Here is a 23,939-nt window from a genome sequence, read left to right as displayed (position 1 = left end):
TCAACTTTGAACACAACCGAAAAACACGTAGTTTAGCCATACCCCTGAGTGCCGTCAGCCGAAAAAGGCCCAGAAATACAGTTAACCAACATCCAGAGACGACACATGAAAGTCGTATTGCCTGCAGTCGAACAGGAAAATCGACACTCGTCAGGAAATCACTATTTCCATTCATTAAGTCCTCCTATTGAACTGGACGGCACTGTCGATACGTCTGTCAGAGATTACATCGTCGTTCGAAGCGCACAAACCTCCTGTTGCTTCACGGACAATGAGCTACACGTTGACACGACATGCCAATTCATTGTGTTATGCAAGAGAGCGGTAAAGCAGGACCATTTATTACAGCTTGAACGGTACTTCGTGCGTTGGCTCAAGCACCCAGCCCTCCGTAATTATTCACCTCGTGAGGTCGTCGACACCTGGCAGGAACAATTCCACTTCATCGAAGAAGATCCACAAAACAACGTACTTGGTTTACGAATTCCTCAGATCGGTGCTATCCACGCCATATTGGGACACCTGAAACTCAATGAAGAAATAGGCACTGTTGTGTTGCCAACAGGAACAGGAAAGACAGAGACTATGCTTTCGGTGCTGATAGCAAATCGATGCACCAAGCTTCTTGTTATCGTTCCATCGCACGCCCTAAGATATCAGATCGCAGACAAGTTTCGGTCTTTGGGATATCTAAGAAAATTCGGCATCGTCGGTCCCGCAGCGTTAAACCCGATCACCGGCATTGTGGAAAAGACATTTGATTCCTCAACTTCCTTGGAGGATTTCCTAACGAGATGTAATGTTATAGTTGCGACCGTGGCTATTCTTGATTCGAATATTGATCACCTAGCGAAACTCACATCACTGTGTTCCCACCTTTTTGTTGACGAGGCACATCACTCAAAGGCTGCTGGCTGGGAACGACTCATAAATAAATTTAGTAAGGGACGGGTAGTTCTCTTCACAGCGACGCCATATCGAAACGACGGACAACGACTGGAAGGACGCATTATATTCAATTTCTCCCTACGGAAGGCTCAAGAGCAAGGGTACTTTAAGACCATAGAGTTTCTACCAATCAGAGAGTATGACGCAACAAAGGCCGATGAGAGAATTGCTCAAAAAGCCATCCAACGTCTTCGCGAAGACCTGAGCAAAGGACATGACCACATTCTTATGGCCCGGTGCAATGACAAAGAGAGAGCACGAACTGTTTTTTCGCTTTATGAGTCTGAAACGGACCTGAATCCCGTTATCGTCTTCTCCGGAATTCCTTCAAAAGACAAAATTATCAAAGCGATAAGAGAGCGCAAACATCGTATAGTGGTTTGCGTCGACATGATGGGCGAAGGATTTGACCTGCCGCAGCTTAAAGTCGCAGCTTTCCATGATATACGAAAGAGCCTTCCCATCACGCTCCAGTTTGCGGGGCGCTTCACACGAACAAGTCTCGATGCTACTTTGGGTAACGCCTCATTCGTAGCGAATGTTTATCAGCCAGACGTCAAAGACGAATTAGAAGACCTTTATGCCAAGGACGCAAACTGGAACCTTCTTCTGCCTGGAATTAGTGCTCGTACAACTCAAGATCAAATCGACTTCCAACAATTTATCTCTGGCTTCCAGAACATGACTCAATCGATAATCCCGTTCCAGAATATCCGTCCCGCACTCAGCACAGTTGTTTATCGCAATCGCAGCGATGGCTGGAACCCTCGAAATTTTGAAGCTGGGATTTCCGGCTTGGACAGCTATACGCACAAGTTCTCGTCCTACAATGCGAACGAGAGGACAATGGTAATCTTGCTTGGACGACAAAGTCCTATAGAATGGGTGAACTTCGTCCAACTTCAAGATATTGAATGGAGTCTTATCATTCTATTTTGGAATTCGAGACAAAATCTACTCTACATCCACGGATCTGATAAGAGTGGGCACTTTCAAGAAATGGCGAAGGCTGTCCTGGGTGACGGAAATGCAATTCTCATTAACGAAATGGACGTCTTCAAAGCCTTTCACAATATCCAGCGGCTGTCTTTATACAACGTAGGGCTGCGTAAAGTGATAAGTAAAGACCTAAGTTTTCAATCCTACATAGGAAGAAGCGTCGGAGAAGCACTGAGTTTCCTTGACCGGCGCCAAGGTATGAAGAACAACATATTTGGCGTAGGATTTTCAGATGGAGAAAAGGTTTCATTGGGGTGCTCCAAAAAAGGAAGAATCTGGTCCTACGCAAGGGGCAACATAAAAGAACTGACTACATGGTTTACAACCGTCGGGAGTAAACTAATCGATGTCGATATAGACCCAGATAAAGTGCTTGAAGGAACTCTTCGGCCAGACAACGTGGCTAGACGGCCAGACCAAATGCCATACTTTGTTGACTGGGATCATAGCGTTTACGACGTAGGTGAAGGCGGCATTGAATTTCGTACCATCAACGCGACGTATACACCGGCAAACGCTGAATTATTCCTGACCAATGCAACTACTGATGGCCCCCTTCAGTTTGAATTTCGCACAGACGATGTAAACGTCTTGTTTCAGCTAAACTTACGTGAGCGAATGCAAGGCGTAGAGCCGATAGCTGACTTCGATGTGACAAACTTATCTTCAACATCAATCAATGTGGTACAAGGGAAGAGTCAGCTTTCCATCGAGGAGTTCTTTAAAGAAAATCCTCCCGTTTTCTGGTTCGTCGATGGTTCATTCTTACACGGTAATAGCCATGTCCGAGTCGGGCACCAATCATTGGCCTATCCTAAAGAGGACATAGTTGCTCGGAGTTGGTCTGGCATTGATATCTCCAAAGAGTCACAGGGAATAAATCCAATAGTAACCAGCTCAATTCAACACGCAATTATCCAAGAACTATCCACGCAGGACTACGACATTGTCTATGATGACGACTCTTCGGGCGAAGTTGCTGACGTAATCTGCATTAAGGATAATGATACTACTATCGACATCCATCTCTTCCACTTGAAGTGGGCGACTGGCGGTATTGTGGGAAATGACATTTCAAACTTATACGAAGTCTGTGGTCAAGCTCAAAAATCTGTCGCGTGGCGATACAAAGAGCCGGAAGTTTTTTTTGATCATCTTTTCCGCAGGATCACTAAACGAAAGGGGGCACATAGTATTAGTCGAGTGCAAAAGGGAGACGAAGAAACACTTGAAAGACTTAGGCGACTTGCGAAGAATGAAAAGCCATTCAAGTGGCATATCACAATTGTTCAACCAGCCATCTCAAAACTAAATGTAACTAACAACATACTTCTTTTGCTCGGTGTCACTTCGAAGTACATCAAGGACGTCGCGGCAGTTGATCTCAAAGTTATTGGAAGTGCTTGAGGTAACATGATCAAATAACAATCAGCAAACTAACACAATGCCAAATCTAACACTCCCCAATCACCAAGTAGTTAATATAACACCAATTACTGTAATCGTCGGCCGAAATGGATCGGGAAAAAGTCGGTTCCTGCGATCTCTCGACACGGAAGCAAAGCAAGGTCACGACCATTTCAGATCGACTTATATCTCTCCAGAGCCGAATGGGATATTCGAACAGGATTCAGGCATAGAGCAAGCAATCAACAATAACATCAATTGGGTAGCAGGCCAGCGAAACAGAAATCAGAGTGAAAACTTCAGAAAGGTGTCAGCGACATACCTCAAAGCACTTGAACTAAACTGGCTTCGAAAGATGGAGAACGATTCAGCGCTAAGACACGACACACTGCGAACATTTGAAACAGAGTATCTCGACAAGATGAATGACCTATTCATTAACGTCCGCATTATTAGAGATCGTGCACAAAAAGTATTCTCTTTTGAGACGTATACTGGTGACCCCATAGAAGCCGGACAGTTAAGCAGCGGAGAGTCCGAGGTGGTTACCCTGACATCTGAAATTCTGTACTTTTTTTCCGCTATTGACAGCAATAAGACAAACCTTCTGCTAATAGACGAGCCGGATGTCCACTTGCATCCTGATTTGCAAGTTCGATTCGGTAGATTCCTTATTAGGTTAATCCAATCGCTCGCCGATAATCAAAGAAACGCGGTAAAAGTAATAATAGTCACTCACAGCACGGCTCTTATTTCCGGGTTGTCAGACCCCACCTATTGCTCAATCGCTCCAAAACTTTTTGGTAACGATGTCTCAGTAAACGGTATTCCCATTGGCGACGAAATACGAAAAAGCGCAGCATTCTTTGCTCATCCCCTATCGCAGGTCCTGGCGCTTGAACCGATACTGATTGTTGAAGGTGAAGATGATGTTCGAGTACTTCAACAAGCCGCACGCACTTCTTTGGGTCGAATAAAGGTCTTTCCCTGCCTCGCTGACTCGGTGCAACAGATGAGCGCTCTTGAGACCTTCTGTAGCAAGATATTACCTGCTGTGTATGATAACCCAATCGGTTTCTCACTTCGCGATGGTGATGGTATTACAAACTCACTACAAGACATCGGATGCATAAAGCGCTTCCGCTTGCAGTGCTATGCGATTGAAAACTTGCTCCTCACTGACGAATGCTTAACTGTAATGAATTCGACCTGGAATCAATTCATAATACAAACCCAAGCGTGGTGTAGCGGCAAGAATCCACAAGATCAGCAGGTTGTTCTACTGCAAGCGATAATTGCCTCACCCAATCGTCATCGTCATATCAAAATTAAAGATGTTCGCGTGCTAATTTGCGCCATCCTGGGAGTAACAAAGCCTTGGGAAGTTGTAGTAGGGCAAGCTCTCGGAAACCTTCCTCCCACGTTGCCAAACAACCCCATCGCGACTTCTGCCGTTGCTTGGATAGGTCTAGAGGTCTTAAAAGCGATCGGCCTTACTGTAGCGCCACCTCAGGCTACTAATGTTTGACGAGACGTTCCTACACAATTCCAGGCTATCTTACGGATAGTGCCTGCGAATGAATAAGGGAAAATTTTGCATTTTGGTCGAGATCGAAGTCCAGCCAATGTACATTACTTTGAATGGAGCTTTGAGCGCTGTAGCGATCGATTGAAGAGATTCTTCGAGATCTGTATTATTTCCAAACGTCGATGCAAAGATCATTAACTGAACATCTACACCGCTGACGGTCATTGCTTGCCTAATGTCGCTTTCAAATTCAGCTTTCAATTCACTCTTAACTTCGCTTGCCTTTCTTGATAAGTCCTTCTTCTTGCATTGAATTGCTTCCCTCCTTGTAATCGAGAATATATCTATGCCCTTTTGCTTATCCCCTCTTTTCCCGAACCGCTCAAAGTGCGCATCAGGATGTTGCAAATTGTATAGCTCACACACAAAGTCTTCAAAATAATCTTCATTGTCTGGCGGTGCATATTGCTTTTTGTGCGGCGCCGGACTTATGTTCATATTCTTATTCAGTTCAGCAAAAAATTCTTTTTCTCTTTTCATCCACTTCTTTAAAATCCGCACGTACTCCAATTCGCCTTGAGTGAAGGCAATAAGAAGGGCCTCTTGCCTTATTCTATGATTCTCCAACATTAGTTCAAGCGCGTGCTTGTTTGAATCAGGAATCAAATTGTTCAGTACGAGATCGTGTGACTTGATTGCCAGCAACAGTTCTTTGGTTATTTGAATTAGCCACTCAATCAATTCTGACTGTGTCAGTAACTTGGCTTTCGCTACTTTACTATACCTATTCTGAACAATCCTCCCTTTCAAAATCGGGAACCGTCGTTGGAAGTAGTCCTTTGACTCTCGGAAGTACGCGATATTGAAGGGAAAAAAGCTCAGCCACCGCTTGTATACGTTATACAGCTGATTCAGGTCTACCTGCTTCGCTCCTTGTCTCCTGTAGTATCCTTCAATAAATTCCTGAAGGCGCTTTGATTTATCAGAATTCAAAGTCTTGCTTTCCTTCAGTCCCAACAGAATTCCTTGAAAATATTGGTCCAGTCCAGGTGTGCCGCCGTACCCGGTGGGTAACTGCCCAAAACTATCATGATTGAATTCAATGTATTCGGTAATATCCTCATACCAATCGTCTTTGTCCTTCTTCTGAGAAATGACATGTTCAGTATAGCCTAGTTGATTGAGTACCTTTAAACCAAGGTTGTCGTATATCGACTTATCGAACCATTGTGCCGACAGAAGTCTGCGGTGGCCAGCACAGCACGCGGGAAACCTTGCTACCCATTCTTTGACGTTCAAAAACGTAGATTCGTGGAAGGGACAACACAATGGAAACTTTTCAGGTGGTTCATATCCTTCTGGAACCGGTATATCAAATGGGTCAATCTTGAAATCAACCGCATCTAGATGGCTAAACGGAGTCTTCCCGCAGTTCATGTCCTGGATGGACTTGACGAACCGCTCAGCATTCACTATGTCAATGTTTCTTTCCACCTATCCCCAAGATAACTCGAAATTGCAGAAACTAGGGATACTTACGGCGAGTGCTGACCCGATTTATCACCAGCCGTCAATGGAGTTGATCTCCCAGAGGCTACCTGCATGCTGCTTACAACACGGAGCGACAAGCACATCCATTTCGACATGCGGCTCGTCACCGCGGAGCTTACAGGGTCGATTATCCATATATAGCGCTTTTGGGTTGTTATTATCCATTGGAAAGCTCATCAATCCTCCTCATACGATAACTGATTCCGCCTCACCGGTTCTGCTCGTTCGTCTTGTCTTTCTTACAAATCCACCGGCTTGAAGGACCACTGTGATTCGAGCGCATCGGGAGTTTGTGCAGGTCCTTGAAATAACCTGTGGTGCAATAATGCGCTCCAACCTCTACTGACAAATTGACCTTTTTGAGTTGACTGGCACAATATTCAACGGACCTTGCCAAATACCTAAACCTCTCCTGAAGATCTCAGAAAGAATCACCCCGCTGTTCAAGCTCGCGCTGAAGAGTTATCAGGCCAATCGCGTGCTGCTGCCCAACGATCTCATTATCAGAATAAGGTTCGCATTAATCGTGGCGATCAGCACTTTCTGAAAGACTATGACTCAATAAACGATCCCGCTTCAGGAAAAAAAACCTGGTTCTGCGTGGAGACTACGATTGGCGAACCTCCTTTTTATATAGGAAAGGCGGAGGTCTTTCTGTTCGAAGACGAAGCAGAGTTCCAAAAGTCGCAAGCGGATTGGATCTCGCGATAGAAGCTGCGATTCGAACCTGTAGCTGACAAACAGCGTTTCGACTTTATCTCTGCTCAACCTGCAGCGTATACTAAATTTGCGGAGGTCGCGTTTGAAGGGCGTTCTCTCTATGAGTGATGGTATTTGTCACCTCCTGAGAAATCTCTCGCGATAGCACAGCCACCCCTCCAAATTCACTCAAAACCGAATGTTTTTGTAACCTTTGGACGGAGTGGCCGGCCACCCAGACTTTACAGACTGCAGCCTACAGGACGAACACCGCGAGACAACTCGCTGACCTTCTTCTCGGCGTTGCTCCGTTTCATGTAGAACCAATAGGGACCGTCAAAAAACTGCTGATCACTTGAGGGCTTGACGAGATGACCTTTACGGTCCTTAACTTTTGTCCATACTTCGAATCCATCCTTAGTCTGTACCAACAGAAACTTCCGTGACTCTTCGAGCACAACAACGCCGTACACGGAGGTGCGCGGCTTAACAACTTGAACCATGTGATTTGGGATCCCGTCCTATCGCGGGTCAGAATAGTTAAATCCAGAACGGATACTTAATGGAATATACAAAAAAAATTGGCAGAGCACTTGTGATGAAGAGTAAAAAAATAACTCTATGTTGCCCGACCTTGGGTTTACATGAAGCAGCAATGCCGCGCTTTTTCTCGGTGTTGCTGCCTCGATGATGGTGCTCATGGCTACAATGCGATTCATGGAACTTTCGGTATCCCCACACGTTACAGTGTTGCTCCAAGTAGCACAACGCGACGCTCCTCGGAAATTCTCCCCGCGCCAGCATTCCAGTTGACTGAACCACAGAAAGGATTGATCTGCAGACTGCAGGAACGAGGTGTTGGGGATTTGCTATATTCACGATCTCAATGCTACCACCCCCGTTTTGAAAGTAGTTCTGGCTCTCCCTGTGCTTCTATGGTCAACCTTATCCCTGGCCCAGGTTGATAAATGCAAATGCGTAGAAAACACCACCGACTCATTCACTGGTCATCGAATCGTTCAGACTAAGTTCTATACCATCGGAAAAACAGAAAGATCAAACAGCGCATTCATAGTTGCCGTCCGCAGGGTCGACTCTGTTTACTTTCTCCACGTCATCTCGCCAATGACAGATTGCGTAGGACCTGATACGGAAGTTTCATTCAAAACGAGTGCAGGGCAAGTCATTTCATTTAATCACTTTGGTGATGTCGACTGCGGATCCACAGTAGTCGTTGCTGGAGCATCAGCTCATGTGAATAGCACTATACGTATAACTGTTGATAATGAACTTGTAAGGAAGGGAGGCTTATCAATGGTCCGTGTTTCCAATCGTGAGCATTACACTAATGTAAATCTTCCCATGCCAATGAACCTAAGGACCGTATTCGACTGCGCGGATGTTACGTTTAACAAGCCGGCTCGATAAATATTTCTATTGCTAGACCGTTAAAACTATGTCAATATACCGTATCAAGCTCATTGTGTCCCTTATACTTATATGCATGGGTTTCATACCATACTTCATTCTCCTGTTGCATGTCGGTAGTGACACTCACTGGGCTAACCTTTGGTGGATGGCCGAGATGGGTACAGAATTTGTTTTCGATAATCCCTACACAATTCAGAGCGGAGTGTGCATCGTCTCCGGAGCAATGATTCTTGCTAGAACCAAGTCAGATCAGCCTCCCTCTAAACTAGAACCGAAAGAATAGTTCTTCCGCCAGAAGGACATCTTGCGTCAGCCCTTGCGATGAATCCTCATCGATCTTCCTGAGAAAGATCAAACCTCCCCGAAACTGAATCAAGGCACTACCTTTTCATCGGTTCAAGCCGACATCTTGCGTCAGCCTTATCACGCGTCAGCCACTGAGCGCCGCGAAGCAGAAGGCGAAGCAGGGCGCGAACCAAAAAAAAAATAAAAAGCCGTAAGGCTTTAACCTACGGCTCTTTGTAATAGGCTTAAACTATGCCTACCTGTTTAATAATCCTTCGATCTGTTCCTCAATAACCGTAATCAGCTCGCTGTCCGGAATCCCGACCAGTGCAGAGATAAGTACGCTCGTTTCAACATACTTGCGGTTATCCTTATTCACCGTTACATGCTTACCTGAATCGAGAGCAATAGCCTTCCACTTATAAATAAGACCATTAATCTTTTCAGACAACTCTGGATTTTCCGTCCTCAACGTATCCAGACGAGCATTCATAATCTCCTTATCCGACTTTTGTCTTGAACCAGAAGAATTTACTGGTTCTTGCTTCCGTTTCTCCTGAGCAGGCTTACTTCCATCTCCAGCCTTCCTTTCTGGCCTGGCAGTTCCGCCGCCCGGCTTATACCACCTTTCCTGATTGCTGAGATAGGTCACAAATGCCGGTCTAGCCTGAAATTCATTGCTACTGAGATACTTTGACAATCCAGATTCGACATGATGCTGGAGATCTTCAGAAAGTGACAGCCATTTATCCTGGGCTACGGCTTTCTTGCCCTTACCGCAACTGGCTCCACTGGGATTGCCTTCACCGAATGCAAGCCACATAGCGTCAAATCTCTCCGTTGGTTCCAGTTTGTTTGTTGGTCGAGCGTCGGCTTCGCCTTGCTCTTCTTGTTTCTCGTTATAATAACCCTTCGGGTTATTTCTTGTTATGTGTACGTTTTTTCGTATGGTGTCATGCGAATTTTCGTATAGTGACCGTACGAATTTCCGTATGTCATCTTCTACCATACGAATTTCCGTATGGTCAGGAGTTGCGACGCTGACTGTGTCTGATAGCCGAACCTTGACCACCCTCGGCAATTCCTGGGCATAGAATATCAATCCCATCTTCTCCATCTTCCGGATCGAATCCTGAGTCTGACGTGAAGTCATTCCGAAACGCTCGCCAAGCTTTGGATTTGACATCTTACATCCTTCCCCTCCGATTGTCGTATTTACGATGAATCCCAATAAAATCCGATCATTCGAGTTAAGACCTTGAAGAGCGAAAATCCATCCAGGTATGACTTGGTGCAGCCCAGTTTCGTCTTTCGCCGGGCAGAGGAATTTGGTTTCGGGAACGTATGACATGTTGGCGAACCATATTCCACCTGGAGTGATGCTGTTCAAGCCGTCCTTCTCCTGGGTGATGAAGTCTATCAGCTCAGCTTCGAGATCTGTCAACAGTAGGTCGTTTAGTTGGTTATTAATTGCGGTCATGGCTCAGTTCGTTGGGGTTGATATGAACTTATACATAGCTTCTCTTTGATTGACGTAGATGACCTCGCTCTCCTTGCGCCGGTCAAAGCAGGCGATGATCTGGCTCTTCGGCACTGTCAGCGTGTGGATGACCTTAGGTTCGTACTGATACTTGCCGTAGCGTCGATACTTGAAAGCAAAGAACTCCGCGATCTTTGAATCAGTCGTCCACGATATACCAAACATTCCAGAGGCGAACTCAGTCTCAGTCATAGCTCGATAAACGGTTATGTTCTCTGGCAGATTTTGTAAATGCCGGCTCTCCTTTATGTTCATCAGGTAGTGGCGATGACTTCTTCGTGCCATGAACAGCCTGCGTTTAACTTCAAGCGGAACGGAATCGGTCCAATCTGCGCTGGTATACGCCAACCCCAGGCCATGCCAATGGCATGGATCGTGGAGGCTTAGTCTTCGTGTGAGTTTAATAAAGTCTTGGAGTCGTGTCCCGGAACTAGATCTGCGAAAAAGCCTGTCGTATATAAAGTCTTTTTCAAAACTCATTAGTCGTTCTCTTCCCGTTGCCATACAGGCTGTACGTTTTTTAGTTGTCAAAATCCTCCACTCCGGCATTCTTATGAAATACCGGCAGGCTCAATTACAGGTACGAAGGATATTTGACCTTCCTACGCCCATTTTGAGAATGGCTAAATGCTGAAAATGCGTTTGTAGTGCTGCAAGTGGATCACAGGAACCGACTGTCTTAAAAGCCCTATCCGAACGAATTTCGCGCAAGGGAACGGTATACGTCACCTGTAAGGACGAACGTATGCCTGGCAGTGCCAGAACGGTTCACGTATGCGGACACAGCAAACCATGAACAACAGACAGTAGTGGTAGCTCTTCTGTAACCTCGCGGCTACACGGCCAGAGTGACCGATGCTCGGATTATTTAGGAGCCTGAGCGAGGCTCAAACAACAAAGAAGATCACTGGATGTATCGACCGGCTGAGATGTTTCGCCAACTGACGAACAATGAATCGATGTGCGAATATAGTGTTAATATATCCACATACCCAAGAACAACGGCTGCGCTATTGCGTGGTGCGCTGATTATCAACGGTATAAAATTTCATGCAATGAACAATAGATTATCATTTCCATCTCAAAACATTGCGTATCTTGCGCCCACAATCACAGGCTCGCCGGCCTTTCATTCTGGCCCCGCTTTAGGACGGGTTTTCAATCAATATGTTATTGCGATTTTTTAACGCCATACGTGGCGCGGTGGACTCTTTTCCTTCATGTAATCCCCATGCGAGATGAGAGAGCCACAATCGAATCGTTAGCACGGGACATCGCGGAGGTAAAGAACATGCTGGCCATGTTATTAAACCACAGAGAAAGCCCAGCACTGACCGAAGGTATTTTAGTTGATGAGACAGTTAACATTAAGGAAGCATCCACCCTTACTGGCCTCTCCACTTCAACGTTGTATTCATACTTAAGTAATGGCAAACTGAACATCCCTGTAAAAAAATTGGAAAAAAGGTGACCTTGAAACGCAAGGATGTTATTACTTAGAATCAGGAACGCTCTCGGGTTCTGATAAATTTTTGATTGCATTCTCAAATTGCGCATGACTCTTTCGCAGACGCTCGCTTGGAATGTTCGCCAGGTACACAGACGTCTGTGAAAGATTCGAGTGCATGAGCATCTTCTGTGAATAAGCTACCCCTCCTACCTCATTGCTAATCACTGCAGCCGTTGGTCTTATTCGTTTAATCACAAATCTGAACTTTGAATCCTTGCCGCCAAGCATCCGATTCATGTTGTTGTTAATAGTCTGTGTGGCGCTATGAACCCTCTGATGGTTGTCTTCTGCGCTTAGGTTCGGGTCCAGGATCTTGAACACGTAATCATCCGGATCTCCCTTAGGCCCTTTCAGGGCATCAAACAATTCACGTATATCTTCTGAGAATGGAATGAGCTTCTGAGATGCATCTCCGTAGCTATCGGTCTTTGCCCGGATGATGTGAAGCTCCTTGGCCTTTACCTGGTTCCATTTCATGATCGCAAAATCCTTGAAGTCTGTTCCCCCGGTGAACAGCATGAGTCGGAACCAATTGAAAGCTCTCCATTCGCCCTTCGTGTTTGGCTTGATTGCAAGTAGAGTCTTCAGTTCTTCGTCGTTGTATGGAAACCAGTGAGCCTTGCTCTTCGGGATCTTAAACTTAGTGCTAGCGAACGGTGACTTCGTTAACACATCAACTTCCTTTACCAGGTAGTTGAAGAAGGTACGCAGGTTGGTCAGGTAGACCTTCCGTGTAGTGACGTTCTTGATGCCCGAGTCGATCATGTATTCGTTGAACTTAGCCAGCGTTGCCTCGTTCCACTGTAAGACACCAGAGTACTTCTGATTAAGTTTTACAAAGGTATTAACGATCTTTTGGATCGTCTTCAGTGCATCGATCGTGGACACTGCCTTACGCTGTTCAACCTTGAATGCGATGAAGCGCTCAAACCAAACAACGACAGGATCTTTTGATGTGGTCGGCTCTTCCATGAGTCGCTTGAACTCTGCGAAGCTGAAGGTCTCCTTGTCGATCACATCGATTACATTCGAAGCCTTCTCCGCGATCTCACTCGCCTGCATTGCCTTCTTGAATCCCTTACGTTTTTCGTCCTTCCATTCTTGCTCAGTGAGCTTCACTCCGGTGGAGTATTTGTACGTCTTCCGGTTCACGCTAAATCGTAGCGTAAGCACTCCTCGATACAGGTCAATTGACACCTTCATTTCTGTTCATACTTTTGTTCCGACATTTGTTCCGACATTCTGGAGATCAGAGTAGACAAAACAAAGTTCAAGCCGCTAATTTAAGCTGAAAAACCGCTTTTCTGAAGCCGGAATGCAATTGCAACTTGACTCATGATTATGGCGAATTGACGTGAAACTCATTTTTCCGGCGAAATTAAGCTAAAAGTCCTGAAGATAAAGGACTATTTTTAATGATAGCGGATCCCGGCGTCGATGCAACCTCAAGCATTTCCCGCTAGTCATTGATTAAAAGCGACAGCCTATGATGTATGTGTTCACACTGCTGTTTCTGGGACTTATGCTCACCCAACAGGTCGTAAAGGCTCAAAGCACAGAATATGGGGAATTTCAGCTCGTTAAACGCTCGGGCGACATCAGTCTTTACGAGCGATGGATAGACATACCCGGTGAAGAGGAAAAGCAGGCGCGGGAGGTAAGAAGCATTTTCTATTACAAGAATTCTATACACGCAGGGTTAAGTCTTTTAAAGGATCAGTCGATGGGCATGAAATGGCAGGACCATGTCAGTGAATTTAAAGTCTATCCTCAGCGAGACACTTCGGTGTGGTACGAATATTCGTATCACGACATTCCCTGGCCGGTAAGCGACCAGGATCATTTCATGGAGTATCGGATATCCTCCTGCAGCCCCAATCAAATGCTCATCTCGTTCAAATCGAAGGAGAACAAAAGTCTTGCTCCCGAACGCAAAGGCGTCACGCGCCTTACACTTGCAGGAACATGGCTTTTAGAACAGGTGGATACTGGTAAGGTCAAGGTCACCTACACAATATTCTCGACGCCATTGGATATTCCCCGAATGCTGACCGATCCGATCGTGAGATCGAATATGGTGAGCACCATAGAAGACTTTGTTTCGCTGATTGAAAAACCGTAGGCAAAAGTGAATCCTCCCCGGCAGTTCGCCACGGTTCCACATTAATCTCTACCGAAGAATTATTCTGCAAGCACCGGACGACTTGCCACTGATCTGGCAGTGGTCTCCAGGATTTCGAAAGCGCTTTCTGCCATCCGATTCTCCGTATCAAGCGTGGGGTTTACTTCGACTATTTCCCAGGCACAAACCTTTGGGTTTTTCGCCAAGGTGGCGTTCAGGAGTTTTGCCTCCTCAACAGTAAGGCCATCGGGAACCGGTGTCCCTGTTCCGGTGGATATTCTTGAGTCAAGGGAGTCGACATCAAAAGAAACATAAATAAGGTCGCAGTGATCCAGCATTTCGAGCGCACGCTCAGCCATGGCCGCGGCTCCGGCCTTCTTTATTTCCTCAATCTCGATGAAGTTTATGTTATATTTATTCACGAGATAGTTTTCCGGTTTTTCCAAATCGCGAACGGCAACATACACGATGTCTTCAGGAAGAACTTTTGCGCCTGGAATTCCTACATTCTTGATTTCTTCCCAATAGTCCAGCGTTTCACCACGCGGATCGTTGACTTTACACTCCAGATTGTCGATACCGCAGGCCATGGCCAGAGCCATTCCGTGCATATTTCCAGAAGGTGTGGTGAAGGGGGTATGGATGTCAGCATGTGCATCAATCCATATTACGCCCAGGCGAAGTTTTGGATTAGCCTTCTTTATTCCGGCGATTGTACCATATGCTGTGCTGTGATCGCCTGCAATGACCATAGGAAAATAGTCTTCCCAGATATTTTCATAGACTTCGAGGCAAACTCGTTCCTCCATGATCATGACTCCTTCTATGAAATTAGCGTGAGCATGCTTTGCACCTTCAAAAAGGAGATCGTTAACATTCTCTACCTCTATCGATTCGTATTGCTTGAAGAAGTCTGACTTCATATCGAGACTGGCAATCTTAATTGCCTCAACACCTAAGCTTGCGCCGCGGGTGCCGGCACCGATTTCGGATTTTACTTCAATGATCTTCAACGTCTTCACAGGATAAAAAATTAAAATGTTTGCAATGGGTTCGACTGCGCGGCAGCGCTAAGGGGAATAGGGGATCGTCAGAGGTCAGGCAATGCGCGGGTCCCGAAATATTTCGGGGCGAAAATGAGCCGATTAAAACGATCTGCCATGCAATTTGAATGTATTGCAAAGATGGCAAATTTATCTCAATATTGCACTTCTTTCGCGAACTCAGGTTGAGCAATAAAGTGATGCCTGCAGGGGAAACGCAAAGAAAAAGAAAGTATCCAACTGCATAATTATCAGGGTGAACCCCAAGAAAAACCGCGCCAGGATTAGATGAAGAGTTACCGAGAACTTGTTGAGCAAACTTTCGAGTTTCCCCAAAAAGAATTCAAGGTCCGCGACCACGAATTACTGTTCAACGATGTGCCACTGATGGAAATCATCAAACAATACGGCACGCCGCTAAAACTAACCTACCTTCCTCGCATTAGCGAGAATATCCGCTTCGTTCAGGCGACGTTCAAAAGCGCCATCGAACGATTCAGATATAACGGAAAGTACACCTATTGCTATTGTACGAAATCGTCGCACTTTTCCTTCGTCATGGAGGAAGCGCTCAAAAACGACGATGTGCACATCGAAACCTCATCAGCGTTCGATATTCCCATCGTTCGGTCTTTGTACAGCAAAGGGAAGATCACGAAGAACACTTACGTGTTGTGCAATGGCTTCAAGATGCCGCAATACCGCAAGTATATCAGCGAGCTCCTGAACGACGGGTTCACAAACTGCATTCCGATCCTCGACAATCTCGGCGAGATCGATTATTACGAAGAAAGCGTAAAGGCCCCCTATCAGGTAGGGATTCGCGTGGCTGCCGACGAGGAACCAAAATTTGAGTTCTATACATCGCGTCTCGGTATCCGATACAGCGATATCAACAGCTTCTACAAAGGCAAGATTGAGAACAGCACAAAGGCTTCGCTGAAGATGCTGCATTTCTTCATCAACACCGGCATCAAGGACACCGCTTACTACTGGAGCGAGTTAAGCCGTTTCATTTTCAAATACTGCGAGCTTAAAAAGATCTGCCCTACGCTCGACTCCATCGATATTGGAGGTGGATTCCCCATCAAGACTTCCCTTACTTTCCACTATGACTACAAATACATGATCGAGCAGATCGTGGAAAACATCAAGTGGATATGTGATAAGAACAACGTACCTGTTCCCAACATCTTTACCGAGTTCGGTAGCTATACCGTTGGCGAGAGTGGCGCGGTATTGTACTCGCTGGTAGATCAAAAACTCCAGAACGATAAGGAGCTCTGGTACATGATCGATGGATCATTTATCACACACCTTCCGGACGCCTGGGGACTAAATCAGAAGTACATTCTGCTGGCCCTCAATAAGTGGGACGATCCTTATCACAAGGTCAACATCGGAGGACTTACCTGCGACAGCATGGATTACTACAACTCGGAAGCCCATACTGGTGAGGTGTTCTTACCTATGATCACGGATGAAGAGCAGCTGTTTATTGGATTCTTCCACACTGGCGCGTACCAGGAAGCGTTGGGGGGCTATGGTGGCATTCAACACTGCCTGATCCCAGCTCCAAAGCACGTGCTTGTGGATCGCGATGAAGACGGTGTGATAACGACCAGGCTATTCGCTGAAGAGCAAACGAGCGAAAGCATGTTAAGTGTACTCGGATACAAATCCTGAGTTAGCTTATACTGACTCGCGAAGTAATCAAATCTTTTTCCAGGCACTGCACAAGCGGCGTAGCATATGCTGTATATCCGGCTGGTGTTATGCCCATGCTGGCTAACATTCAATCAACGAATGGCCGATTGCTCCTTAACTTTTTGAAACAACATTTTCTCTGCCCGCGACACACTCACTTCGAGTCGTAGCAACTGTCCTTTCTTGTTACGAATGAATTCATAGAGTACTCCATTGTCGTCGGTGAATCCATCACGGAACACAGACCATAGAAACCGGGGAGGCCAGTGACCAATCTTCAGATACAGTTCATTCTTGTCGATAAGAAAGGCGTAGTCCGCTCCTACTTCTTCACTGTGATATGATCCAGCGATATCTGAATTCATTCCCGGAGGATCGACTTTTCGAAACGCCAGTGTATCGCCCGACTGAATCAGTTGAATTCGTCCGGGACGCTGATACACCCATTTGTCTGCGCCGGATAAAACCGTGTCAGGGGAAGCAAAGCTCACACCTTCACCATCCAGGAACAGGGACCCACCCTTTATTTTCAGCTGATGAAAATCCAAATGACGTACACTTCTGAAATAGCCCTCAAACTTCTTTAAATCATCGGCAGCCGGCTGCACCGACTTCTTTACATTCTTTTTTTCAGTTCCTGTTCCCAGGAATACATTCGCTACCTGCCGGCCAACGTTCGATGGCTGAAACGATGCATCGTTACTAAGCAGCACAATTGATAGTCGGTTTTGCGGATAGTATGCCAGCCATGCCCTGTAGCCCGCGGTCGCTCCGCTATGGGCAATCTCCCTGAATCCATAATAATCTGACACCTGCAAACCTGCAGCGTAAGAAATTTGCTTTCCATTGTTCAGACTACCTCGGCGTATCCGCTCCTGAAAGACTTTATCTCCACCAATGCTATGCGTTTCCAGTAGAGCATTCCACTTCAACAGATCATCGACAGTCGTCAGCAATCCCCCATGCCCATGGACATTTTCGAAAGGCATGAGTTGCTCATATCTTCCTTCATTTTTCCGATACCCAATTGCACGATTCTCAACTACCTCACGGAAATTATTGCGCCATCTGGTGTTGTTCATTTGGAGTGGGATGAACAATCGGCTCGATGTAAATGAAGACAAAGACATCCCGGATACCCGCTCGACAATGGTCACCAACAAAGAATAGTTCGAATTGCTGTAAGAGTATTCACTTCCTGGAATAAAGTTCGTTGCCTTCTGATTGGCTATGATTTGTAGTGCCAGTTCCTGAGTATATACCCGGGTTGTTCTCTCCCATCCAGAGAGAGCTCCGATTGAACCCCAATCCTTCAATCCACTTGTATGATTCAGAAGCATCTGAATGGTTATTGTCGTCGCGTAAGCTGGCAACTCAGGAATATATTTTCGCACATCATCGGTAAGCGATAGCTTGCCTTCATCGGCGAGCAATAAAATGCTCATTGCTGTGAATTGCTTCGCTACCGAGCCTGACTCCAGTACCGATTGCGGAGTGATTGGCACATTGTGCTCGAGGTCTGCAAGACCGTAGCCCTTTCTATAAACGACACTATCGCCAAGTTTAACAGCCACGGCAACGCCAGGTGTGGCATTATTCCATCGGCTGAATATCCGATCCAGCGACAAGACTTCCGACTGTCCAAACGAGCATTCGGAACCGAAAAAAGCCCAGAAGAAAACGATTGTTCTGAAGAAGGGAGTGAGATAGTTATTCACAAATGGCGGTTTATACAAGGCTAACAATTATCCGGTAACTAACATAATTTATGACCAGCGTATCCGTTTGCCAAATACCAGATGGTATTTCATCGTGCATGTTTGCACCATGTCGAGGGGAGCAGTGCTGCAATTGGAACTCCGTCGCGTAAACATTACTTTTACCAAATCAATTGCGGAAATCTAATTCACTGCATCAGGCCCCCTGCCAACAGTTTCTTAAGTCTCCTCAGTTACCAGGCAGAAAGAACACTTACTCAACATGTCCAATTCAAATACTTACGTGTCGTCTGGAGGGCGTGCTTTCGTGTTTGAAAATCGGCCCAAACAAACGGAACTATGACAAAGGCAACCGTTCCCACAGCTTCTATCACGTTTGGAAGTTCGCGCCGCGATTTTGTTGTCGAGCTCAACAAGCGGGTAAACGAATACTTTAAGACAAATAAGATCGAACGGCATTGCAACCCCGAAATGGTTGTAAAGACCGTCATCATGTTCTCGATTTATTTTGTGCCTTATATACTGATCGTGACCAGTACCGTTGTGAATACCGCTGGACTGATTGGTCTTGTCTTTGTGATGGGCATTGGCCTTGCAGGTATTGGATTGTCCGTGATGCACGATGCCAATCACGGTGCTTATTCGAAGAAGCGATGGGTTAACGATCTTATCGGATATTCTCTGAATATGCTAGGTGCAACTTCCTTCAACTGGAAGGTGCAACATAATGTACTTCATCATTCGTACACAAATATTTTCGAGGAGGATGAAGATATTAGTCCGCGGGGTGCATTGAGAATGGCACCACTTTCAGAGTGGAAGCCAGTACACCGGTACCAACATGTCTACGCATGGTTCCTTTATGGTTTGATGACAATTGTGTGGGTGATCTTCAAAGATTTTACGCGTCTCATTAAATATCAAAGCAATGGAATGCTTCAGGCACAGAAGACAACGGTTGCTGCGCAGTGGGCAGTCCTGGCGATCACCAAGATCAGCTACATAACTTACGCATTTGTGATTCCTGTAATGTTTACGGACTTGCTGTGGTGGCAGGTACTTCTCGGGTTGCTCTTCATGCATTACGTTGCCGGATTCATACTTGCTATAATTTTCCAACCTGCACACGTCGTTGAAGGAACGGAGTATCCTGAACCCGATGAGCAAAAGAGCTTTGAACACAATTGGGCGGTTCATCAATTACTAACCACAACCAACTTTGGCAACGGGAACCGTTTACTGTCCTGGTATGTGGGCGGATTAAACTTTCAGATTGAGCATCACCTGTTTCCCAATATTTGTCACGTTCACTACAGGAAGATTGCTGGCATCGTGCAAACTACAGCACAAGAGTTTGGGCTTCCGTACAAGAGTTATAAAACTTTTGGAGGAGCTATACTCGCCCACGGGCGTATGCTGAAACAACTGGGTGCGTCGAGGTAATACATGCGATAGTTGTTCGTTCGTCAAATTTGGGTACAACCATATGCGGAGGAAATATTGCTTCTGTTAACCAATTCCAAAAAAAGGGTTAGCTTCACAAGCATTGTATTAAGAGTCCGTCTGCACTGATAACCCACATTTAAAATGAAAATTTACCTATCTCTACTTTTGCTTTCCATCCTTTCATACTCGCCACCCAGACACGAGACAAACGAAGGAAAAATCGACGAAGCCTCAACAAAGAAAGTATTGGAACATCACTGGACAGCATTTCAGGCGAACGACCTGGAAGGAACGATGGCCGACTACACAGAGGAATCTGTTCTGATAACGCCCGACCAAACATATCGCGGGCTTTCGGAGATACGCCAGAATTTCATCAAAGCATTCCAGGCATTCCCGAAAGACAAGGCTACGCTTAAACTCAACAAGAGCGTGGTTAATAAGGACGTTGGGTACATTCTATGGGAAGCGAATACACCAACATTCAATCTTACCTACGCGACTGATACCTTCATCATTCACGATGGCAAGATCGTTCGCCAAACATATGCTGGAGTAGCTGCTCCTAAATAAGGAGATTAGAATCCGAGGCTTTTCTCTTTGAATCCTTCAGGGATTGCAAAGTCCGATGCGGGCATGGATTGCTTCTTGATTTCAGTTGCCTCCATCACCATATTAGCCTGAGGCATTTTCATTTCGAGTTTGAGTGGCACTCCGTCAATTTCCGCATACCACATGCGCTGATTCGAATTGCCAAGGCGTTGTTTCGCCATGCTCTTAAAGTCGATGCCAGGGATATCCTTAGTAGTCCAGAAGATCTGCTGCATAGTTTGGCCCTTTTCTGATTTAACTTCAGCGATGTACTTCGTGCAAGTGTAATTCAGAATGCGCGTGGTTTCACTTGTCTTTGTCACCTTAACGTCGACGTCTTTCTTTTCCTGAGTTGCGTTGCTGGCCATGGGTGAATAAGTCTTTGCTGACCGGTTGATCATGTAAACTTTGTCTTCACCTGCGAGGTATAATACTTCCATATCCGACATCATGCCGCCCTCCATTACACTGACCATGTTCTTGTTTTTGAACTTGGCTGTGTAACCTTTTGGCATGATCGAGTTGATGTCTCCGCCCTGCGCCATCTTCAGAGCCGCTTCCATCTGAGCTTTCATCTGTGGATTGTTTTCCATCATTTGTTTGAATTGCGGATCTTCCATCTTAGCCTGCAACTCCTTCATTTGCGCCTGCGTGGCTGGATCATTTGCCTTCTTTTGCGCTTCCTCCATCTGGGCTTTCATTTTAGGATCTGTTATTTCAGAAGTGATCTTCCACTTCATGATGCCTTCAAAATCCTGAGCGGTGAGGACGGTGACCAAAAAAAGAAATGCTAATGTTAAAAGATGCTTCATAAATTTAGATATGTCTGAATAAGATGATGAACCTGTAAGTAAAATTTGAGTGGCTGCAGATAACCTTCATTCCCGAATTACCCGAATGTAGCTAAATAACGAGGAAAGGCATAATAAGTTAGGCCATTCGCTTTTTCGAGCATTGAATTTATTATATTCATTGTGTTATTCCCATCTTCCACTTCTAACCGTTCGCCCATGAAATGCTCATTCGACGCACTCAGTGGCCTTACGTTTTCCTTCCTAAGAGCGTTTCGTGTGACGACTAAACCAAACGCACATGAAAATCTACGACGAAAAGCACCTGAAGAACATTGTTCTGTTGGGTGCGCCCAAGGCCGGCAAGACCCTGCTGGCCGAAGACATGGTATTTGAAGCCGGCATCACACACCGACGGGGTACAATCGAAGGTAAAAACACGGTGTCGGACTTCCATGAGATTGAACAAGAGCGGGGGAATTCGGTTTTCGCCTCTTCGATGCACACGGAATGGCGAGATTATAAGATCAACATCATCGACACACCAGGTTTCGATGACTTCATTGGAGAAATGGTTTCTGCCGCACGCGTTGCAGATACCTGTGTAATCGTAGTGAATGCACAGTACGGTGTAGAGGTTGGCACCGAACTCATCTGGGACTACATCGACCGCATGCAAAAGCCGGCAATCTTTGCTATCAACCAGGTCGATCATCCAAAAGCAGATTTTGAAACAGCGCTCAGTCAGGTCAGGGATCGTTTTGGTAAGGCCGTTGTCCAAATGCAGTATCCGCTCAATCAGGGCGAGTCGTTCAATGCAATCATTGACCTTTTGAAGATGGTGATGTATCGCTTCCCTGCTGAGGGAGGGCGTCCGGAGAAACTACCAATTCCCGAGAGTGAAAAAGAAAAAGCTATGGCGCTTCACAACGAACTTGTTGAACGCGCTGCAGAGAATCATGAAGGTCTGATGGAAAAATATTTCGAGAAGGGAACCCTCGACGAAGATGAAATGCGTGAGGGGCTTATGCTGGGAATGATTCATCATGATGTATTCCCGGTGTTCGTGGTGTCGGCCAAGAAGAACATGGGCAGCGGACGACTAATGGGATTCATAGACAATGTTGCACCGTCACCACTGGAAGCAAAGCCTGAACAAACCATGGACGGAAAGGAAGTTACCTTTGATCAGGAGCAGCCGGCTGCAGCCTTCGTTTTCAAGACTCACCTGGAACCAAACCTGGGAAAGCTCACCTTCTTTAAAGTGATCAGCGGAGAAATAACTACAAGCTCAGAGTTAATCAACAGCCAAACTGGAGCAGCAGAACGATTTCATCAGTTGTTCATCATGGACGGTAAGACGCGCAATCCGGTTGAACGCCTTGTTGCCGGCGACATTGGCGCAACGCTCAAGCTACGCGACACGTACACCAATCAGACTTTGCATGCGCGAGGATACGATGTAACCATTAAACCAATGGAGTATCCGGAGCCGCGTATACGCACGGCGGTAACGGCCAGGAGTAAAAAGGATGATGAACGCATAGGCGAAGTATTGCAGAAGATCCATCAGGAGGATCCCACTCTGGAAGTAGAGTTTTCACCGGAAGTAAAGCAACTGCTGATTAGCGGGCAGGGCGAGCTACATCTTGCTGTTTGCAAATGGATACTGGAAAATGTTTATAAGCTTCCGGTAGAGTTTGAAACGCCGCGCATTGCGTATCGGGAAACTATCAGAAAAGGTGCCAACGCCACCTATCGCCACAAAAAGCAATCAGGTGGTGCCGGACAGTTTGCCGAAGTTCATATGAAAGTTGAAGCATATTCGGAAGGCATGCCGGAGCCAAAAGACTATAGCGTCCGCGGCAAGGAAGTGATCGATCTTCCCTGGGGAGGCAAACTTGTCTTTTACAACTGCATTGTAGGTGGGGTGATTGATGCGCGATTCATTCCATCAATCCTTAAAGGTGTGATGGAAAAAATGGAAGAGGGCCCGATAACCGGGTCGCGCGTTCGGGACGTGCGCGTGATGGTCTATGATGGGAAAATGCACCCCGTCGATTCTAATGATATATCATTCAAAATAGCCGGTATGATGGCATTCCGTGAAGCGTTTCTGAAATCAGAACCACAATTGCTGGAACCGATCTACGATCTCGAAGTATTGGTACCGGAAGATATCATGGGCGAAGTGATGGGCGATCTTCAGACCCGGCGCGCACTGATCATGGGAATGGATAGTCGCGACAACTACCAGGTGATCAAGGCACGCACTCCTTTGGCGACGCTCGACCGATACTCAACTGCACTGCGTTCGCTGTCGCAGGGTCGTGCGCGATTTACACAGCATTTTTCCGACTACGCTTCAGTCCCGGCTGATGTTCAGCAAAAGCTATCAAAGTCTGTGCAGATGGCAGAAGCTGTTTAGACTCATATCTTCGACTTGGGCTTTTATCAATCGCAAAGGGCAGAAATCCACAACGTTTCTGCCCTTTGTGCTTTGAATTATCTGCCGAATCTCCCTGCTAAACACGTTCAAAACGGGCCAAAATCGCCGAAAATAAATTATACCCACCGCGATCGGAAAAAAAACAAACCAACTTTCGTAAACGATTGTTAAAAT

Annotated in this window: 18 protein-coding genes; 9 read left to right on the top strand and 9 right to left on the bottom strand. The window is 46.1% G+C overall.

Features of this window, described 5'->3' with window-relative positions; translation table 11 throughout:
- Positions 1–105: 105 nt before the first annotated feature.
- Together WBG78_RS15745 and WBG78_RS15740 are read left to right on the top strand one after the other, a co-directional pair.
- Positions 106–3,354: a DEAD/DEAH box helicase gene (locus tag WBG78_RS15745; protein ID WP_337327408.1), complete on the top strand. Its 3,249-nt coding sequence runs from the start codon at positions 106–108 to the stop codon at positions 3,352–3,354.
- Positions 3,355–3,391: 37 nt separating this feature from the next.
- Positions 3,392–4,882: an AAA family ATPase gene (locus tag WBG78_RS15740; RefSeq protein WP_337327407.1), complete on the top strand. Its 1,491-nt coding sequence runs from the start codon at positions 3,392–3,394 to the stop codon at positions 4,880–4,882.
- A 30-nt stretch (positions 4,883–4,912) separates the two neighbouring features.
- Here the strand turns inward: WBG78_RS15740 and WBG78_RS15735 are convergent, their stop codons facing one another.
- The 3 genes from WBG78_RS15735 to WBG78_RS15725 all read right to left on the bottom strand — a co-directional run bounded on the left by WBG78_RS15735 (position 4,913) and on the right by WBG78_RS15725 (position 7,635).
- Positions 4,913–6,376 carry a hypothetical protein gene (locus WBG78_RS15735; RefSeq protein ID WP_337327406.1) on the bottom strand — a complete coding sequence of 488 codons (1,464 nt, stop codon included), beginning with the start codon at positions 6,374–6,376 and terminating at the stop codon, positions 4,913–4,915.
- A 66-nt stretch (positions 6,377–6,442) separates the two neighbouring features.
- Complete coding sequence (locus tag WBG78_RS15730) at positions 6,443–6,568, bottom strand: hypothetical protein (protein WP_337327405.1); 126 nt, start codon at positions 6,566–6,568, stop codon at positions 6,443–6,445.
- A gap of 806 nt (positions 6,569–7,374) precedes the next feature.
- Positions 7,375–7,635 carry a hypothetical protein gene (locus WBG78_RS15725; RefSeq protein WP_337327404.1) on the bottom strand — a complete coding sequence of 87 codons (261 nt, stop codon included), beginning with the start codon at positions 7,633–7,635 and terminating at the stop codon, positions 7,375–7,377.
- Between the two features lie 400 nt (positions 7,636–8,035).
- Between WBG78_RS15725 and WBG78_RS15720 the strand changes: the two genes are divergently transcribed.
- Together WBG78_RS15720 and WBG78_RS15715 are read left to right on the top strand one after the other, a co-directional pair.
- On the top strand, positions 8,036–8,560 hold the full coding sequence (locus WBG78_RS15720) for a hypothetical protein (RefSeq protein WP_337327403.1): 525 nt from the start codon (positions 8,036–8,038) through the stop codon (positions 8,558–8,560).
- A gap of 28 nt (positions 8,561–8,588) precedes the next feature.
- Positions 8,589–8,846 (top strand): hypothetical protein, encoded by a 258-nt coding sequence (locus tag WBG78_RS15715; protein WP_337327402.1) that lies wholly within the window; start codon positions 8,589–8,591, stop codon positions 8,844–8,846.
- A gap of 258 nt (positions 8,847–9,104) precedes the next feature.
- Here WBG78_RS15715 and WBG78_RS15710 read toward each other — a convergent pair whose 3' ends face one another.
- The 3 genes from WBG78_RS15710 to WBG78_RS15700 all read right to left on the bottom strand — a co-directional run bounded on the left by WBG78_RS15710 (position 9,105) and on the right by WBG78_RS15700 (position 13,101).
- Entirely contained in the window at positions 9,105–10,328 is a 1,224-nt protein-coding gene (locus WBG78_RS15710) for a hypothetical protein (RefSeq protein ID WP_337327401.1), read from the bottom strand.
- 3 nt (positions 10,329–10,331) lie between these two features.
- Positions 10,332–10,673, bottom strand: a complete 342-nt coding sequence (locus WBG78_RS15705; RefSeq protein ID WP_337327400.1) for a hypothetical protein — start codon at positions 10,671–10,673, stop codon at positions 10,332–10,334.
- A 1,207-nt stretch (positions 10,674–11,880) separates the two neighbouring features.
- On the bottom strand, positions 11,881–13,101 hold the full coding sequence (locus WBG78_RS15700; RefSeq protein WP_337327399.1) for a tyrosine-type recombinase/integrase: 1,221 nt from the start codon (positions 13,099–13,101) through the stop codon (positions 11,881–11,883).
- Positions 13,102–13,384: 283 nt separating this feature from the next.
- Between WBG78_RS15700 and WBG78_RS15695 the strand changes: the two genes are divergently transcribed.
- Positions 13,385–14,020, top strand: a complete 636-nt coding sequence (locus WBG78_RS15695) for a hypothetical protein (RefSeq protein ID WP_337327398.1) — start codon at positions 13,385–13,387, stop codon at positions 14,018–14,020.
- A 59-nt stretch (positions 14,021–14,079) separates the two neighbouring features.
- Here the strand turns inward: WBG78_RS15695 and WBG78_RS15690 are convergent, their stop codons facing one another.
- The gene (locus WBG78_RS15690) at positions 14,080–15,042 is read right to left on the bottom strand and encodes an arginase (protein WP_337327397.1); all 963 of its coding nucleotides are present in this window, start codon (positions 15,040–15,042) and stop codon (positions 14,080–14,082) included.
- 309 nt (positions 15,043–15,351) lie between these two features.
- Between WBG78_RS15690 and WBG78_RS15685 the strand changes: the two genes are divergently transcribed.
- Entirely contained in the window at positions 15,352–16,749 is a 1,398-nt protein-coding gene (locus tag WBG78_RS15685) for an arginine decarboxylase (protein WP_337327396.1), read from the top strand.
- A 113-nt stretch (positions 16,750–16,862) separates the two neighbouring features.
- Here WBG78_RS15685 and WBG78_RS15680 read toward each other — a convergent pair whose 3' ends face one another.
- A complete protein-coding gene (locus WBG78_RS15680) occupies positions 16,863–18,488 on the bottom strand; it encodes a serine hydrolase domain-containing protein (RefSeq protein WP_337327395.1) in 1,626 nt (541 codons plus the stop codon).
- A 339-nt stretch (positions 18,489–18,827) separates the two neighbouring features.
- Here WBG78_RS15680 and WBG78_RS15675 point away from each other — a divergent pair, with 339 nt between their 5' ends.
- Both WBG78_RS15675 and WBG78_RS15670 read left to right on the top strand, forming a co-directional pair.
- Positions 18,828–19,931 (top strand): fatty acid desaturase family protein, encoded by a 1,104-nt coding sequence (locus WBG78_RS15675; protein ID WP_337327394.1) that lies wholly within the window; start codon positions 18,828–18,830, stop codon positions 19,929–19,931.
- 144 nt (positions 19,932–20,075) lie between these two features.
- Positions 20,076–20,507, top strand: a complete 432-nt coding sequence (locus WBG78_RS15670) for a nuclear transport factor 2 family protein (protein WP_337327393.1) — start codon at positions 20,076–20,078, stop codon at positions 20,505–20,507.
- A gap of 5 nt (positions 20,508–20,512) precedes the next feature.
- Here the strand turns inward: WBG78_RS15670 and WBG78_RS15665 are convergent, their stop codons facing one another.
- Positions 20,513–21,337 (bottom strand): DUF4412 domain-containing protein, encoded by an 825-nt coding sequence (locus WBG78_RS15665; RefSeq protein ID WP_337327392.1) that lies wholly within the window; start codon positions 21,335–21,337, stop codon positions 20,513–20,515.
- 280 nt (positions 21,338–21,617) lie between these two features.
- On the opposite strand from WBG78_RS15665, the gene WBG78_RS15660 reads away from it, so the two are divergent.
- On the top strand, positions 21,618–23,744 hold the full coding sequence (locus tag WBG78_RS15660) for an elongation factor G (RefSeq protein WP_337327391.1): 2,127 nt from the start codon (positions 21,618–21,620) through the stop codon (positions 23,742–23,744).
- The last annotated feature ends 195 nt before the right edge of the window (positions 23,745–23,939 follow it).

Origin of the sequence: Chryseolinea sp. T2 (assembly GCF_037203685.1) — a bacterium.
Classification (GTDB): Bacteria; Bacteroidota; Bacteroidia; order Cytophagales; family Cyclobacteriaceae; genus Chryseolinea.
Note: the sequence above shows the minus strand (reverse complement) of the source record. Positions and strands in the feature narration are given on the sequence as shown.

Excerpts from the sequence above, each read along its gene's own strand:
- WBG78_RS15670 (WP_337327393.1), top strand. The coding sequence starts at position 20,076 with ATGAAAATTTACCTATCTCTACTTTTGCTTTCCATCCTTTCATACTCG.
- WBG78_RS15700 (WP_337327399.1), bottom strand. The coding sequence starts at position 13,101 with ATGAAGGTGTCAATTGACCTGTATCGAGGAGTGCTTACGCTACGATTT.
- WBG78_RS15695 (WP_337327398.1), top strand. The coding sequence starts at position 13,385 with ATGATGTATGTGTTCACACTGCTGTTTCTGGGACTTATGCTCACCCAA.
- WBG78_RS15685 (WP_337327396.1), top strand. The coding sequence starts at position 15,352 with ATGAAGAGTTACCGAGAACTTGTTGAGCAAACTTTCGAGTTTCCCCAA.
- WBG78_RS15660 (WP_337327391.1), top strand. The coding sequence starts at position 21,618 with ATGAAAATCTACGACGAAAAGCACCTGAAGAACATTGTTCTGTTGGGT.
- WBG78_RS15715 (WP_337327402.1), top strand. The coding sequence starts at position 8,589 with ATGTCAATATACCGTATCAAGCTCATTGTGTCCCTTATACTTATATGC.
- WBG78_RS15740 (WP_337327407.1), top strand. The coding sequence starts at position 3,392 with ATGCCAAATCTAACACTCCCCAATCACCAAGTAGTTAATATAACACCA.
- WBG78_RS15675 (WP_337327394.1), top strand. The coding sequence starts at position 18,828 with ATGACAAAGGCAACCGTTCCCACAGCTTCTATCACGTTTGGAAGTTCG.
- WBG78_RS15665 (WP_337327392.1), bottom strand. The coding sequence starts at position 21,337 with ATGAAGCATCTTTTAACATTAGCATTTCTTTTTTTGGTCACCGTCCTC.
- WBG78_RS15710 (WP_337327401.1), bottom strand. The coding sequence starts at position 10,328 with ATGACCGCAATTAATAACCAACTAAACGACCTACTGTTGACAGATCTC.
- WBG78_RS15705 (WP_337327400.1), bottom strand. The coding sequence starts at position 10,673 with ATGGCACGAAGAAGTCATCGCCACTACCTGATGAACATAAAGGAGAGC.
- WBG78_RS15725 (WP_337327404.1), bottom strand. The coding sequence starts at position 7,635 with ATGGTTCAAGTTGTTAAGCCGCGCACCTCCGTGTACGGCGTTGTTGTG.
- WBG78_RS15730 (WP_337327405.1), bottom strand. The coding sequence starts at position 6,568 with ATGGATAATCGACCCTGTAAGCTCCGCGGTGACGAGCCGCATGTCGAA.
- WBG78_RS15745 (WP_337327408.1), top strand. The coding sequence starts at position 106 with ATGAAAGTCGTATTGCCTGCAGTCGAACAGGAAAATCGACACTCGTCA.